Origin of the sequence: Rhodococcus koreensis (genome assembly GCF_017068375.1) — a bacterium.
GTDB lineage: Bacteria > Actinomycetota > Actinomycetes > Mycobacteriales > Mycobacteriaceae > Rhodococcus_F > Rhodococcus_F koreensis.
On record NZ_CP070609.1, the window covers coordinates 8,637,937 to 8,652,494 of the forward strand.

Below are 14,558 nucleotides of genomic sequence, written 5' to 3' on the forward strand. Positions count from 1 at the left end.
GTATGAGCGCTGATCCGAGGATCTTGATGGTGGACGATGACCCCGATGTCCGGCATTCGGTGGGCCGCGGCCTGCGGATGTCGGGGTTCACAGTCGACACCGCTGTGGATGGTCGGGATGCGCTGCGTCAGGTCGCCGCGGATCCCCCGGACGCGGTGGTGCTCGACATCCAGATGCCCGGCCTCGACGGCGTCGCAGTGGTCACCGCGTTGCGGGCGATGGGCAACGAGGTGCCCATCTGTGTGCTCAGCGCCTTGGACACCGTCAACGATCGGGTCGCCGGCCTCGAGGCGGGCGCCGACGACTACCTGATCAAACCGTTCGACATCGCCGAACTGGTGGCCCGGCTGCGTGCGCTGCTGCGCAGGGGCACAATGCTCCAGCATCGCGGCAGCGCGCGCACGATCGGTTCCGTGCATCTCGACCCGGCCAGTCGGCTCGTCTTCGTCGACGGCGTCCGGGTCGATCTGACCAAGCGGGAGTTCGAATTGCTCGCCGTGCTCAGTGAGAACATCGGCGTCGTCATCACGCGGGAGCGGTTGATGGAGCAGGTTTGGGGATACGACTTCACCGCCGACACCAACGTCGTCGACGTGTTCATCAGCTACCTCCGCAAGAAACTCGAGGCCGGAGGCGCCGCCCGGGTGGTCCAGACCGTGCGCGGTGTCGGGTTCGTCGTCCGCGAGGAGCCGACGCGGTGACGAGGCCGCAGCGTTCGTTATCGGTGAGGGCCCGGGTCGCGTGGGCCGCCGGGCTCGCGGCCGCGCTCGTCGTGCTGGTCGGAGCCGGGGCGTCCGCGGTGACCTGGGTGAACAACGAGTATCAGCAACGCGACCGCCGGGTCGACGCGGTGGCACAGGCGTTGGCGAGTGCCGGTAATCCGATCAGCCGCGGGCAGGGGTACGTCGCGACCCTGCGATCCGGCGACACTGTCCTCGAGTCGACACCGGTGACCCTGCCACCGGCCCCGGCCGGGTTGACCACCGAAGTGGTTCGCGGGGTCACCTACCGGGTGCGCACCGTTCCGGCGGACCGTACTGACGGCGCGCTGCTGTCGGTGGGAGTTCGCGACAACCCCACCAGCGCTCTGGTCGGCCCGCCGGCCCGCCGGTTTGCGCTCGCCGGAGCTGCGGCCGTGGCGTTGGCTGCGGTGCTGGGCTGGGTGTTCGCGGGTCGGGCGGTGCGCCCGCTGCGCCAACTGATCGCTCAGACACGCACTCTGACGTCGAACACCTACCCCACGCCTCCCCGGGTGCGCGGCGCCGCCGAGGCCGAGGAACTCTCCGACGCGATCACCGATATGTGGGCGCGCATGACAGCAGCGCAGGACCGCACCCGGATCGCCTTGGACTCGGCCCGCGGATTCGCTGCCGCCGCCGCCCACGAACTCCGCACCCCGCTCACCGCGATGCGCACCGATCTGGACATGCTGCGCACCCACCAGCTTCCGCAACGCGACCTCGACGAGATCGTGGGCGACCTGATCCGCACCCAACGCCGCGTCGAATCGACCGTCACCGCGCTCGGCCAGCTCGCCGCCGGCGAGCTGATGCGGCCGGAAGATCGCATCTCCTTCGACGTCACCGAATTGCTCGATCGAGTGGCACGGGAGTGCGCACGCACCGACCCGAACGTACGTGTCACGATCCGCGGCGACGAGCCCATTTACGTCACCGGATGGCCCGACGGAATCCGGCTCGCAGTCGACAATCTGATACGCAATGCGATTACGCACGGGCGGGCCACGGAAATCGAGTTATCTGCCGCCCCTTCCGGATCGGTCGAGCACGGGCATCTGCTCGAGCTGCGCGTCGACGACAACGGTGTGGGCCTTCCCGTCAGCGAGCGTCAACGAGTCCTGCGCCGGTTCGAACGAGGACCCCATCCGCAAGTCGGCGGTTCCGGGCTCGGACTCGCCCTCGTCGCACAACAGGCCTCCCTCCACGGCGGCACCATCACCCTCTCCGGCAGCGCCCTCGGCGGTCTCCGCGCCCTTTTGACCATCACTCCGTAACGACAACCCACTGCACATCCCATTGAGCTCGCGGCGTGGTGCCCGACCGACGATGCGCTGGTCCAGTGTTCTCGGACCGTGCGCAGTCGCTTCGACGATGCCGTCCGGTATGCGGCCGCCACCGTCCACGCCGACGTGTCCAGGAAGGGCAATCGCGCACCGATTCGCCGTGACCGATGACGGCCCCGGCATCGCCGAAAGGGATCGGGAAACGGGTAGTCGAACGGTTTGTGAGCCTCGAACACGCGCGGGGACGAGCGACGGGCGGTTCCTGCCTGAACTTTGGCTATTTCCTCGGAAGAGGCTGCGGCACAGCGAGTATCCGCTCGCATTGCCGACAGCGGGGCGGGGTTGCGGAAGTGGTGGTCATCGTTCCGGTGGGTGGGCCTCGGGGGCGGTGAGTCGGCGGTGGGCTGATAACCGATCAGGCGGCTCGGTCAGCGGGCAGGAGCGAGATCGCGCTCGCGGGCCCGGTCCACCAACTCGCCGACAATTCGGGAGAGTTGCCCGATCTGCTCTATGACGTCCGACGACAGTGCCTGGCGTTCGCTGTCACTGAGCGTCGGCACTGCGTTGTCGCTGGCCATGATCAGAAGTTCGAGGTTGGTGCGCAGCGCGGTCAGCGGGGCGAACAGGTCGCGGCCGGCGTCGACGATCAAGGCCCGCTGATGGTCACGGGAGTGGGTCAACGCCTCGAGCATCAGGTTGAAACTTCGGGTGAACTGGGCGAGTTCGTCGTGACCGTGCACGGGTATCGGCTGGAGTTCCTGGGTGCGGGCGATTCGTTCGGTGGCGAGCACGAGCCGGCGCACCGGCCGCAACCCCGTGCTGATCGCGGCCGAAGCCGCAAACACCGACAGGACGATGATCAGGGCGCCCAGCGAGGACAGCGCGAGCAGGAGCTTGCTCAGCATCTGCTTGCTCGGTTGCAGGGACTCGGCGACGACCAGGGTCTGCCCGTTGGGCAGTTTCCGGGCAAGCACCTGATAGCCCGCGAGTTCCCGGCTGGTGCCGGATCCGTGGCCCTGCGCCACCGCCATCTCCGGGCCGGTTCGCAACGCGTCCCTGTCGTCGAAGGGAGCGTCGTGGGTGCCCGCGGTGATCACATCTCCGGCCTCGGTGATCAACGCGACCTTGAGCGTTTGTGATCCCCCGAGCCCGAAGAACGCCAGCGGGGCACCCGAGGCCGCGCTGGCGGCGAGTGCATCGACGTTGGCGCTGAGCCGGTCGTTGACCTGAGCACGCAGGGACTGCTCGGTCACGAAGTAGATCGCCACGACGGACACGAAGACCGCGGCCGCGGCCAGCGACGCGGTCAGCAGATTCACCCGGGCCCGCAGCGACATACCGCGCTTCCTCATTCCCATGATCATCGGGAAAGGCCCCCGAATGCGAGCGGGTTCGACCGTATGCGACTGGCGGTCCAACATCGGCCGAGTATGCCGCAGCGGCCTGAGATGCCGCTGAGAAGGCCGATGCCGGCAGGGTCGGTCAACGGCGCTGTTGTTCGCGGTAGGGCATTATCCGAATTGACCGGCTGATCGGGGCCGAGGTAGCAGCAACGTCGTGCCGAATGATTCATCTCCGTCGTGACGATCACCATCAGCCGACACCCTGCTGCAGGGGACGACTGCGACCTGCGGCGGTGGCGTTCCCTCCGGACAAGTAGCCGAACAACAGCATCGAGCGAGCCAGGGCCATTCTCGCCGGGTAAGACGCCGGTGAGGAGGTCGGTGGTCTTTCGCCGATCCGCATCAACGGCATCTGCGTTCGACCCCATTCCGGCAGGCGGGGGTCAAACGCGAATTCGAGTAGTTGTTGCAACACTCGCGGTTCGTGGTGCCAGACCCTTTACGAAAAGCTGTGCTGGCGTTCGCCAGTCGAGGTTCCTTCGTGGTCGCTTTGTTCAGGTGCTCCTCTACTTCGCGCGGCACCTCGGGCGGCGTTGCGAGTGTCGTCGGTGCCCGTTGTCGGGCACATCGTCTTCACGGCTGGCGTGTGGGTGGCGTGTTGAGTCCGATTGTGTCGGGCTCGTCCTGGGACGGGGATTGGCTGAATCCATCGCGCAGCGAGTCATAGATGGCCAGCCCCTGCCCGACCAGGCCGGTTGCTATTTCACCGAGGCCGTCGGCTCCGTTGAGTACTGTCAGATTCGCCCCAGACAGGCCCTGGGCGGCCTGTTTGACGATTTCGGGTAACTGGTCGATCAGAATCCGGTCCAGGGCCACCCGGTTGTGTGAGGCGGCCGCTTCGGCTTGGATCTTCATCTTCTCGGCGTCGGCGACCGCCAGGATCCGGACGCGTTCGGCTTCGGCCTCGGCGGGCTTGACGACCTCCGAGATCAGCTCCTGCTGACGTAACTCGGCGGCACGCTGGGCAAGCTCGGTCCGCATGGCGAGCACCTCTCGTTGGGCTTGCGCCTCGGCGAGTGGTCCCGCCTGTGCGGCCACAGCTTGTGCCTTGTCGACCTCGGCCTTGTACTGAGCCCGCACGATCGCGGTCTGCCGAGCGAATTCGGCCTGGTTTCGTTGTGATTCCTGCTCGGCCTCGGCGGCCGCCTGATTGGCTTTGGCCTGGGCGATCTGAGCCTGCTGTTGAATGGCCGCGTTGTGCGGTGCGGACATCGCGAGGATGTAGCCGAGTGCACCGTCGTCGATGGACTGGATCTGCAGGGCATCGACGGTCAGTCCGATCTTGATCATTTCCTCCTTGGACCCGTCGAGTACCTCCGAAGCCAGCTTCTGTCGTTCTTTGATGATCTGCTCGACGGTCATCGACCCGATGATCGACCGCAGGTGACCGGCGAAGATTCGCCCGGTCAGGACCGACATCTGACTTTGGTCCGACAGGAATCGTTGCCCGGCGCTGACGATGCTTTCGCTGTCGTTGCCGACCTTGAAGGCGATGACGGCACGCACGTTCAGGGTGATTCCCTGCTGGGTGACGCATCGTTCCTCGACCTCGGCCTCGCACATTGCCAACGTGAGGAACCGGACCTTGCGGAACAACGGCATGATGAAGGCGCCGTGACCGGTCACCACGCGGAACGGCGCGTCGCCTTCGGGTCGGCCCCCGGAGACCAGCATCGCCTCGTCCGGTGCGGGAACTTTGTAGCCGAACATGTTGGACTCCTTTGCCGATCCGCTGTGTGTGTCGATGAGGCTTGTCAGAAATCCACACCGGGCCAGGGTTCCACCTGAACCGTCCGGGAGCCGCGAACATCTATCACCAGTACCTCGGTGCCCTTCGGCAGGGGCTGGTCCGACCATGCCAGGTAGGCCTCCTTCGACCCCCGCACCTGCAGCAGGACCTCACCGGCCCCCGCGATACCGCGGGTCGCCACGGTCAACGACCCGATGGAGCCGATCAGCGAAACCTCATCCACCCTTCGAATGCTCCTCCAGCAGACCCTGCCGCGCATCCTCGCTCCACCGGGGCAGGTGCATAGTGCGCGAGTGGCGTCGCGGTGGCGGGGAGAAACCACCGTGTTCCGGCAGTTGGAGGCGGCGAGACGACCGCCAATACCGACGCGGACGTCGACTTCGCTGTCGGCCGACGGCGGTCAGGTCCGTATCCGTCACGTATCGCGTGGAACCCGGGGGATCGGGTATCCGCCCTGAATGGAAATCGTCGGGATACTCATTCTGGTCGGGGTCGTCGCCTACGTCCTGTACGTGAAACAGGGTGGAAAGAAGGGGCCATCGGAACCCCTTTAGATCCACCCAAGTGGAAGGCAGAGCCCGATATTTGAACCGGTCCTATCGCTCGTGCCGGTTCCTATCGCTGCCAGCGTGGCCCTGCCGCGCACCTGCTCAACGATGAGGCCGCCGGGGTCCGTGCGGCCGGTCTGCGCCGACATGCAGCCGCCATCCCCGGCGAGGACGCGCGTCACAGTCTCGGTGGCCGGTGAGGCGGCCGGGAAGGGCGTCAGGTTTGCGGGCAGGTGCTGGACGACGGCTCGGCGTCGAGGCCGACGTCGGCAACCGGTCACCTGCGTGCCACGCCGCTCGTTGGCCGGCACGAGGTCGGGGCTTCGCCCTCCGTCGCAGAGGGACGCGCCCACTCTTGCACCACACGACGCGAGACCACCGGGACGGGTGGACGACTACCGCATTGGCGGACTGGGCGCACGTCGGCCTCACCCGCGCCCGCGCAGCGGGTATCGGTCGACACCGAGAGGTGAATCGACGCCACACCCCCAGGGGGCTCGCGATCGGTGCCTCTCGTGGACGATGTCCTCCCGGTGGGCCAGCGGGTCTTTTCGAGGCCTGCCTGGCGGCCTCGATCCTCATCGTCGACGACGAGAAGGATCATGACCGAGAAGGGCCATGACACTGTCATGCCGCATTCGTGTCTCGGATCGCCCGGCGAGAGTGGTCTCTCTCCAAAGCTGCTGGAATGCAAATGTATTCACCGTGCATATTCTCGCGTTCGGTGCGCACCACCCTACGCTGCGCACGTTGAGAATTCGCTGAGAGTGACGCGCTATGTCCGCTTTGCGTACTGTGTGGTGCCGGCTACCGACTCGGTCGCCCCTGCGGATCCGGCGTTACTGAGACTCCGCTAAGAATCACGAGTTGTCGGGTTCCGTATGAGATTGCGCTGGAATAGCATTCAGATGCTGTCCATCGATGCAACCGATACCAGGCAGCCCACCGGCCGCCGTTCCTTGGCGAGAGATGACCGGTCGGTGAAAGCGGCTCCTACCGGTGCCAACCCCATTGGGCCGGTGGGAGCTGCCCGCATACCCGATGACACGTGTCCTGCGATAGGCGGCTGTCGACTGGTCCGTATAGTGAGCCGGGTGCCGAAGGCCGTGGGAAGTGCCGTGTCTCGGTGCGTCGGCCCCGAAATTCCCGTGGCATCGACCGCATGGGCATGCTCGAAAATTCGGGCGTGCAGCTGAGGCAAACTCGTCGGACGAAGGCTGCTGCGAGAGGTGCGGGGACCCGCCTACGCCACCGAAACCCATTATCTGCGGATGTATCCGGCACAGCTGCTGCGCGAACTCGAGCATAGTCCGGAGCACCCACGGCATGTGATCACCGTGCGCTCGATGTCCCGGGCGACAGAAGCCGTGCGAGTCCGGTGGCGATCCCCCGGGAGGATTAGATGGCGGGAGCCCGTTCCGAGAGGCGTGAGCGCGCCCACCGGCGAGAGACGAGCGTGGCGACAGGGTGGGTGGCGAAGCCGATGGCGATCGCGGCGAGGTGCCCATAATCGGTGAAGGACTGCCCGTACGACGCAGCCAGGGTCAGATAGCCGATCAGCGCGGTCGCCCAGATCAGCCGGCTGCGGCCGGTGAATTGCATGGTGAACGCGGCCGCCACGGCGTAGAAGCCGTAGCTGGTGCCGACGTCCGCGGTGCGCGCGATATTCACCGCCAGCAAGTTGTGATCGAGCGCCCAGGCGATGCCGGTGACGGTGACCAAGGTTGCCCCGACGTGACCGGCAGCGAAGGTGGCGATCCAGCGGCGGGTGCCGAGCCGACGTTCGGCGGCGACCATCACGAGCAGAAATCCGGCAATCATCAGCCAGGGAAACCCCGTGGAGTCGGTCCAGAACGCGGAGGCGACGAGGACCTGCAACGGGTCGGCACGCATGTTGTGCAGGTTCGTCGATGCGCTGACGATGAGATGATGCGTCAGGCTGGGATCGGTGCCTTGCATGGTCCACCACGTGACCAGCAGCGTGAACAGGTACACCAGCGTCGCGGGTGCGCCGGTGAAGTAACGGCGTGCACGTATGGCAAAAGCGCGGCAGTGCTCCGGCGAGACAAGAGCGATTCCAGGCCTGGCCGTGCCGGGCATGGTGGCGGGCGCGGTCATGTCGAACTCCGTACGGTGGGGGGCCGGTCCAGATTAAGCGTCGACGCTGTGAGGTCGCTGTGAACAACCTGCGAATCGGCGGTAAGCGAACAGCACCCATTATGTAACAGTTATATAACAGAACTGTCACGAATCGGGTACCCTCGATTGGGATCGAAGCTGCCGGGCTCCAGGAATCGTGTGTGCACCCGGCGGCTCCCTCCCCGCGCATTCGCAGGAAGCAGAGTATGACGACGTACGACTATCGACGGGTTGCGGGCGGCATCGTGTGGACCCTTGCCATCGGGTACCTGTTGTCGGAAACCCTGACCGCAGAGGCGTGGAGGACGCCGTACAGCTTCGTCTACAACTCGATCAGCGATCTCGGTGTCACCAACTGCAGCCAGGTGTGTTCACCGCTCCATTCCTTCATGAACCTTTCGTTCGTCGCCATGGGACTGTTGATGACGGTCGGCGCGATTCTGCTGCGCGGGCACCTACCTTCCGGGCGCCTACACGGATGGACGATGACGCTGGCAGTGGTCACCGGATTGAGCACCGCTGCGACGGGACTGTTTCCCACGAACTACGGCCCCATGATCCATCTCGCTGCGGTGTTGCCCGCGTTCGTGGCCCGGCACGTCGTGCTCGGCCTCGTCGCGTGGGGATTGTGGGACCGGAGGCGGTGGACGGCGATCTGGTCGACGGTGTGCGCTCTCGCCGGACTTGCCGGTGGCGTACTTCTTGCCGTTCCGAGTGTGCATTTCGGCGTGACCGAGCGGATCATTCTGTATCCGTTGCCGATCTGGATGGTGGTGACCGGGGCGATGGTGTTGCTGTCGGTGGTCAGGGCGGCGGCATTCTCCGGTCGCACCTCGGTCGGTCCCACCCCATGTGTTAAACCTCGGGTGTTATACAGCTCAGCGCCCCAGTAGGAGTCAATTGGGGGACGAGCGCGGGAATACGCCGTGGCGGGCTCAGCCGGGTCGGCGTCTCAGCGTCGCAGGCGGCTCCGACATCCGACGAGTCGGGACGACTATTGAGGACCGACTCTGCGTGATGAATCGTCGCCCGACTCGGCGATCTACTTCGGGTCGGTCCCGTTGAAGGTATCGCTTTGAACCGGCGACCAAAAATGTCGAACACCCGACCAGTTGTGATGGCTTCCACCGGCCGTGGCGGTTCGTCACGCGGAGCGTGACCAGGCCATCCCGTGTGCCATTGGATTGAGTGATTCGCGGATGGACTCCGTGCACGAGGCGTCACGATCTAGGAATGTCGGAAGTTTCCTTGCCAGATCGCCCAGAAAATGGCCATCGACAACCCCGGGGAAATCACCGAGACGCGGTGCGGTTCCAACGCTGCGGGGCAGTGGGTTTCGCTTTGGCCACAGAGATGGCGGCTGAACGGTACGCGATGATCGTTGACAATTCACTGAGAGCGGCTACGTTACCGGACGTCTCGGACAATTCGTACCGAGAAACTCGAAAAGTCTGCGACACGAATATGTTTCGTCGCATCGTTCACTGTTATCGTGTTCGCAACGGTGATCTGCTCGACATTGTCTGTGCGGGGTGTGGTACCCGATGGGGGTGACGCTTTCCCGGGATCTACAGAAGTCCTGGCTTGGGCCGCCCTCCCCGTCGGTCTGCTCGGATGCCGCGCCCCATCCGGGCAGCGCGATTGCCCGGATGGGGCGCTCGGATTCCGGGCCATTGTTCTGTCCTCTCCTGTCATCTTTTCCCTCATCGGGAACCCCGCCGCCGATACGAGTACCGACACCAACTACTGGTCAAGCGCGCGCCACCCGTGGTTGTCGAATCGCCACCGGGTCCGCCGCACTGCGAGTCGAGCCGGCCCGGTTTGAGTGAGGGGTCGGCACGGGCCGCCCGCGGCCCGCGGTGGCTCCACAAGGGTTTCGCCGGCGTCGGAGGCACGAATGCGTCAGACCCGGCAAGTGAGCCCGGCGGTGGCGCTGTCGTTGTGCGGGCACGCTGTTCGGGTTGTGTTCATGGAGTTGTTCCGGGATCGGTGAGGGCCCGCTCTGGCGGGCGGTTTAGTCTCGGCGCATGTATGCGCGAGCGAATCGTCGGGCGGTGTTGCTGGGGCTGCTCGGCGGGGGTGTGGCTGTTGCGATGCAGAGCTACGTCGACCTCGCCGGTCCCGCGGTCGCTGAGGCGTCGCCGATTCCCGGGGTCCCGGACGGGGTGATCCCCGACGGTTGGCTCCCTGCCCCGCCCCGCCCCTGCCGCCGGATACGGCGGCGATCGCGGCGAAGTATGCGGGTGCCGTACCGCACGAATGGGGTGTCGCTGTCACCGGCACCGCCACCAGGCTCGCGGCGGCGGAGCATCGGATCGCGCTGACCTTCGACGCCTGCGGTGGACCTCAGGGCGATGGCGTCGATGCGGATCTGCTGGGACTGCTCGAACGCGAGAGATTGCCGGCCACCGTGTTCGTGAACGGCCGCTGGATCGATGCGAACCCCGGGCTCACCGCGCAGCTGGCGGGAAACCCACTTGTCGAGCTGGCGAACCACGGCACCCGGCACCTGCCGCTATCGGTGACCGGGAAATCCGCGTACGGCATCGCGGGCACCAGGTCGCCGGCGGAGGTGATCGACGAGGTGTGGGTGAACCACAACCGGCTGCTCGAGATCATGGGCCGGCCGCCGCGGTGGTTCCGCCCCGGCGCGGCGCATTGTGATGAGGTGGCGGCGGCCATCGTCCGGGATCTCGGCGAGCAGGTGATGGGATTCACGGTGAACGGCGATGCGGGGGCCACCCTGCCCGCCGCGAAGGTGCAGGCCGCGGTCACCTCGACGGCGCCCGGTTCAGTGGTGATCATGCACGTCAACCGCCCGGCGGGCGGGACCGCGGAGGGTCTCGCTGCTGCTGTGCCGCAACTGCGTTCGGCGGGCGTCGAGTTCGTCACCCTCAGCGGTGCCGGAAGCCTGGCCTGATCCGACTGTCGGCCGAGCTCTGGGCTTCGGTGCATGGTCGGGGAACGGCGGCGGACTGCTCACCGGGGGCGAGAGTTCCGAGCGATTGCTCGACGATGGCGGCGTTCCCATGGTTCGGGCGTCGGATGCTCGACGACTACCTGGGCACGGTCGCGGCCCGATCCCTGCCGAGCACGGTGCCGGCCACCGCGTACGACTGAAGGTGTTCTTCGTCATGATCGGAAAGTCGCCGGAGGGGTCACTGAGGCGGACATGCCGACGTTCAACGGTTACGGAGGTCATCTCGCCGTGTGGGGTGCCGCGGTGCGGATCGGTGCCGGTGTGGCGGGGTATTCGCGCGGACGATTGTGCGCCGTCAGGCGGCGGTCACCGGGCGGTGCGAGCACCGTGATTGTGGTGCAGTTGGCGTAACGTCGGAACTGGAGGCTGCGGTGAAGTCGAGGGTGTGGACGGGGCCATCCCGGGGGAGGGGGAGATGGGCATGTGGTGGATCCGCGTGCACGTTGTCGCAATCTCCAATTCGCGCTGATTGTTATGGTAGAGAGGGCGTTTCGGATGATTCGTTTCCTTCTTCGGGTCGTGGTCTTTTTGGGGTCGGCGGCGATCGGTTTGCTGGTGGCGCAGTGGCTCCTGCCGGGGGTTTCGATTGCTGCGTCGGGATTTGTCACCGCGGTGGTGGTGTTTGCGGTGGCGCAAAGTGTGCTGTCTCCGTTCATCGGGAAGGTGGTGGCGCAGAACGCGTCGGCGTTTCTCGGTGGTGTCGGGCTCGTGTCGACGTTGGTGGCGTTGGTGATCGCATCGCTGGTCGGTGGTTTGAGTATCGATGGGTGGCGCACGTGGATTCTGGCGACTCTGGTGGTGTGGCTGGTGACCGCGGTGGCCACTCTGGTGCTGCCGTTGGTGGTGTTGCGTAACAAGAAGTCGGGTGCGTGAAGGGACGGCGGGGCGCGTAAGAGGCGATTTCGGGTGTCGTGGACTTCGTGCCGCGGGCGCCTTGCGGCCGTCGGTGCGGGCCTGTGGTGGTGACGGCCCGCCACCGTAGTGTGGTTAGCCTGGATTTTTCGTGCGGGAGCGCGGACCGGGGTGTGCAGATAAGCGAAAGTGCCTGTCCTGCACGGCATAATGGGACTTCTCTAGGGTTCCATAATGCTGACGGGAAGGCACTTCGCAGGTGAAGAGTATCGCAGCGGGTTCACGGGTGAAAGTCTCCGCCGACGGACGGGGCGTGGTGTCGCATGCCGGGGTGGGGATGCTGCGGGAGATGGCGGACCTGACGGGGCTGTCCGCACAGGTCACGGCGGTGCTGGCCGATACCTACCGCGGGCAATGGGCCCACGCCCCGGGTGCGGTGTTCGCCGACCTGGCCGCCGCGGTCGCCGACGGCGCCGACTGTGTCGACGCCGCAGCACGAAGCTGTGGTGGCCGCGAGCACGTGTTCGGCCCAACGGCGTCGACGACCACGATGTGGCGGCTGGTCGACGAACGCATCGATGCCGCCCACCTGCCCGGAATTCGTGCGGCGCGCGCCCGGGCCCGGGAGCAGGCGTGGGCGGCCGGCGCCGCCCCCGCCGACGTGGAGTGGTTGCGCATCGACGTCGACGCGACCATCACCCTCGACCATTCCGAGGGCAAGGAGAACGCGGCTGCGACCTGGAAGAAGACCTACGGGTTCCATCCGCTGCTGGCCTTTCTGGACCGCCCCGACATCGCCGGCGGGGAAGCCCTCGCCGGGCTGCTGCGCCCGGGGAACGCCGGCAGTAATACCGCCGCCGACCACGTCACCGTCCTCGGCTGGGCACTCGAGTCGTTGCCGCCGGCGTATCGGCCCGATCCGACTGGCCCGACCGGGCAGAAGATTCTGGTGCGCAGCGACTCGGCCGGGGCGACCCACGCCTTCGCCGACGCCTGCCGCGCGGCCGGGGTCGGATTCTCCTTCGGCTACGCCGTCGACGACCGCGTCCGCGACGCCACCGAAACCCTCAACGCAAAAGCCACGTGGGTGCCGGCGATCGACTCCGACGGCGAGATCCGCGAGGGTGCCTGGGTGGCCGAGGCCACCGACCTGGTCGGCCTCGATTCGTGGCCGGACGGGACCCGGCTGATCCTGCGCAAGGAACGCCCGCACCCGGGCGCGCAGCTGCGGTTCACCGATTCCGACGGGCACCGGATCACCGGGTTCATCACCGACACCGGCACCGGCGTCATCCCCGGTGGACTGGCCGGACTCGAACTCCGACATCGACAGCACGCCCGGGTCGAGGACCGGATCCGGCAGGCCAAGGCGTCCGGGCTGCGGGGCTTGCCGTGCCACCGATTCGACGCGAACGCCGCCTGGCTCGAGGCCGTCCTAGCCGCCACCGATCTCGTCGCGTGGGCGAAGCTGATCGGGTTCCCCGACCACCCCGACCTCGCCCGCTGCGAGATCGACACCTTCCGCTACCGGGTCCTGCACGTCGCGGCCCGCATTACCCGCGGAGGCAGAGCCGTCCGGGTTCGGATCGACTCGAGTTGGCAATGGGCCCAAGCCATTGCCACAGCGTGGTATCGCATCCGCGCCGCCTTCACCTGACCGCAGCCTCCTACTCATACGACACACGAATGCCAAACCCCGGCCGGTGGAACCGGGCACCCACCCGAGCGACATCGGGCGCACACTCACACCCACACACCAAAATCTGTCCCGCACCAGCACACCCCAGCCGAAACCCACCCACCAATCAGAGGGCACGAAAAATTGAGGTTAGCGCCGCGCGCTCCCATTCTCGGGCGGTCTCGACCCCGTGGGCCGGTACACATTGCGACTCGCGATCGGCCAGTGGGGCAGGGGTCAGCACTGGTAAGTTGCCCCACCGGACTGGTCGTGCTGTGGTTCGTCCTCATTGGCCTACTCGCGCTCGCGGCACTCGAACTACTCATCCGCCCGGCCCGCACATCCGCCCCGCCGACGGATGCTACGCCAGCGTCTTCTCCTTGATCGCCCGGAACACTTCGCTATCGAGTTTGTCTGATGGCCGTTTGATCTTGATCCGCGTCCGACCTCTGTTGTGGCGAGTGTCCGTCGCAGGGCCGATGGTACTGACTCCGCGGCTGATTGGGACGATCTAGCGGGGTGGTGTGTCGGCGGCGGTATGTTCGGCGCCGGGGTGCTGATGTTGGAGAGGCGGCGGGTGCGTTCGGATCCGTCGTGGCCGGCGAGGTGACCGCATGTTCGAGGGCGGCGTCGACCATGGCCGGGTTGCGGGATGCGCCGCCGCGGATCAGCCGGGTGATGAGGCGGCACGCTCAGCAACGGACAACTCGCATGTGATTCATCCGCCGTGTCGTCGTCCACACGCTCGCGAATCGCTGGGCTCGGCGCCCCGGTGAGGGACAATCTCCGCATGCCGAAAGTGCGGTGGCGCGAGGCGCCCGAGGAACACGATTACCCGGCGGCTGCCGCGTACCTGGACCTGCTCACCTCCCGGGATACCGTCGAACGTATCGTCGCGGGTTTGAGGACGGCTCCGGTCACGCTCCACAAGGCCAAGGACATCCTGCGCGCCTCGCGGCTGCGGTTGCTGCCTCCGGACAACGCGCATGTGGCCGCCGACCTACGGAAGATCGAAGACGGCACACCCCTTTCACCCATCCTGCTCGTGCGTGGCGATCTCGCTGCAGGCACCGCACTCGAAGTGGCAGATGGCTATCACCGCGTGTGCGCGAGCTATCACACCGATGAGAACACACAGATTCCGTGCCGGCTGACGAGCGTGCCGCCGACGAGCTGAGGTCCACC

11 protein-coding genes and 1 pseudogene are annotated in these 14,558 nt (G+C 66.3%); 8 read left to right on the forward strand and 4 right to left on the reverse strand.

Annotated features, from left to right (window positions below; translation table 11 throughout):
- Window positions 1-20 precede the first annotated feature (20 nt).
- Both JWS14_RS39355 and JWS14_RS39360 read left to right on the forward strand, forming a co-directional pair.
- Entirely contained in the window at window positions 21-701 is a 681-nt protein-coding gene (locus tag JWS14_RS39355; RefSeq protein ID WP_275957908.1) for a response regulator transcription factor, read from the forward strand.
- Complete coding sequence (locus JWS14_RS39360; protein WP_206015618.1) at window positions 698-2,014, forward strand: sensor histidine kinase; 1,317 nt, start codon at window positions 698-700, stop codon at window positions 2,012-2,014. The genes JWS14_RS39355 and JWS14_RS39360 overlap by 4 nt, the downstream gene beginning before the upstream one ends.
- 437 nt (window positions 2,015-2,451) lie before the next feature.
- Here JWS14_RS39360 and JWS14_RS39365 read toward each other — a convergent pair whose 3' ends face one another.
- The 3 genes from JWS14_RS39365 to JWS14_RS39375 form a co-directional block, all read right to left on the reverse strand.
- Complete coding sequence (locus JWS14_RS39365) at window positions 2,452-3,375, reverse strand: HAMP domain-containing protein (RefSeq protein WP_206015619.1); 924 nt, start codon at window positions 3,373-3,375, stop codon at window positions 2,452-2,454.
- Window positions 3,376-3,999: 624 nt separating this feature from the next.
- Window positions 4,000-5,136, reverse strand: coding sequence for an SPFH domain-containing protein (locus JWS14_RS39370; RefSeq protein WP_206015620.1), 1,137 nt, complete (start codon window positions 5,134-5,136; stop codon window positions 4,000-4,002).
- A 44-nt stretch (window positions 5,137-5,180) separates the two neighbouring features.
- Window positions 5,181-5,399 (reverse strand): NfeD family protein, encoded by a 219-nt coding sequence (locus tag JWS14_RS39375; RefSeq protein WP_206015621.1) that lies wholly within the window; start codon window positions 5,397-5,399, stop codon window positions 5,181-5,183.
- A 1,521-nt stretch (window positions 5,400-6,920) separates the two neighbouring features.
- Between JWS14_RS39375 and JWS14_RS50450 the strand changes: the two are divergent.
- Window positions 6,921-7,091 (forward strand): annotated as a pseudogene (locus JWS14_RS50450) (DNA-binding response regulator); the annotation flags it as partial.
- A gap of 31 nt (window positions 7,092-7,122) precedes the next feature.
- Here JWS14_RS50450 and JWS14_RS39380 read toward each other — a convergent pair.
- Window positions 7,123-7,842 carry a rhomboid-like protein gene (locus JWS14_RS39380; RefSeq protein WP_206015622.1) on the reverse strand — a complete coding sequence of 240 codons (720 nt, stop codon included), beginning with the start codon at window positions 7,840-7,842 and terminating at the stop codon, window positions 7,123-7,125.
- Window positions 7,843-8,069: 227 nt separating this feature from the next.
- On the opposite strand from JWS14_RS39380, the gene JWS14_RS39385 reads away from it, so the two are divergent.
- From JWS14_RS39385 to JWS14_RS39405, 5 genes are all read left to right on the forward strand, one after another.
- On the forward strand, window positions 8,070-8,756 hold the full coding sequence (locus JWS14_RS39385; RefSeq protein WP_206015623.1) for a DUF998 domain-containing protein: 687 nt from the start codon (window positions 8,070-8,072) through the stop codon (window positions 8,754-8,756).
- Window positions 8,757-10,042: 1,286 nt separating this feature from the next.
- Window positions 10,043-10,783: a polysaccharide deacetylase family protein gene (locus JWS14_RS39390; RefSeq protein ID WP_206015624.1), complete on the forward strand. Its 741-nt coding sequence runs from the start codon at window positions 10,043-10,045 to the stop codon at window positions 10,781-10,783.
- Between the two features lie 555 nt (window positions 10,784-11,338).
- Window positions 11,339-11,716 carry a phage holin family protein gene (locus JWS14_RS39395; RefSeq protein ID WP_206016282.1) on the forward strand — a complete coding sequence of 126 codons (378 nt, stop codon included), beginning with the start codon at window positions 11,339-11,341 and terminating at the stop codon, window positions 11,714-11,716.
- A gap of 238 nt (window positions 11,717-11,954) precedes the next feature.
- Window positions 11,955-13,352 carry an IS1380 family transposase gene (locus JWS14_RS39400; protein ID WP_206015625.1) on the forward strand — a complete coding sequence of 466 codons (1,398 nt, stop codon included), beginning with the start codon at window positions 11,955-11,957 and terminating at the stop codon, window positions 13,350-13,352.
- A gap of 811 nt (window positions 13,353-14,163) precedes the next feature.
- Window positions 14,164-14,550, forward strand: a complete 387-nt coding sequence (locus tag JWS14_RS39405; RefSeq protein WP_206015626.1) for a hypothetical protein — start codon at window positions 14,164-14,166, stop codon at window positions 14,548-14,550.
- Window positions 14,551-14,558 lie beyond the last annotated feature (8 nt).

Coding starts and splice junctions, on each gene's coding strand:
- JWS14_RS39365 (WP_206015619.1), bottom strand. CDS start 3,375: ATGAGGAAGCGCGGTATGTCGCTGCGGGCCCGGGTGAATCTGCTGACC.
- JWS14_RS39370 (WP_206015620.1), bottom strand. CDS start 5,136: ATGTTCGGCTACAAAGTTCCCGCACCGGACGAGGCGATGCTGGTCTCC.
- JWS14_RS39380 (WP_206015622.1), bottom strand. CDS start 7,842: ATGACCGCGCCCGCCACCATGCCCGGCACGGCCAGGCCTGGAATCGCT.
- JWS14_RS39385 (WP_206015623.1), top strand. CDS start 8,070: ATGACGACGTACGACTATCGACGGGTTGCGGGCGGCATCGTGTGGACC.
- JWS14_RS39395 (WP_206016282.1), top strand. CDS start 11,339: ATGATTCGTTTCCTTCTTCGGGTCGTGGTCTTTTTGGGGTCGGCGGCG.
- JWS14_RS39405 (WP_206015626.1), top strand. CDS start 14,164: ATGCCGAAAGTGCGGTGGCGCGAGGCGCCCGAGGAACACGATTACCCG.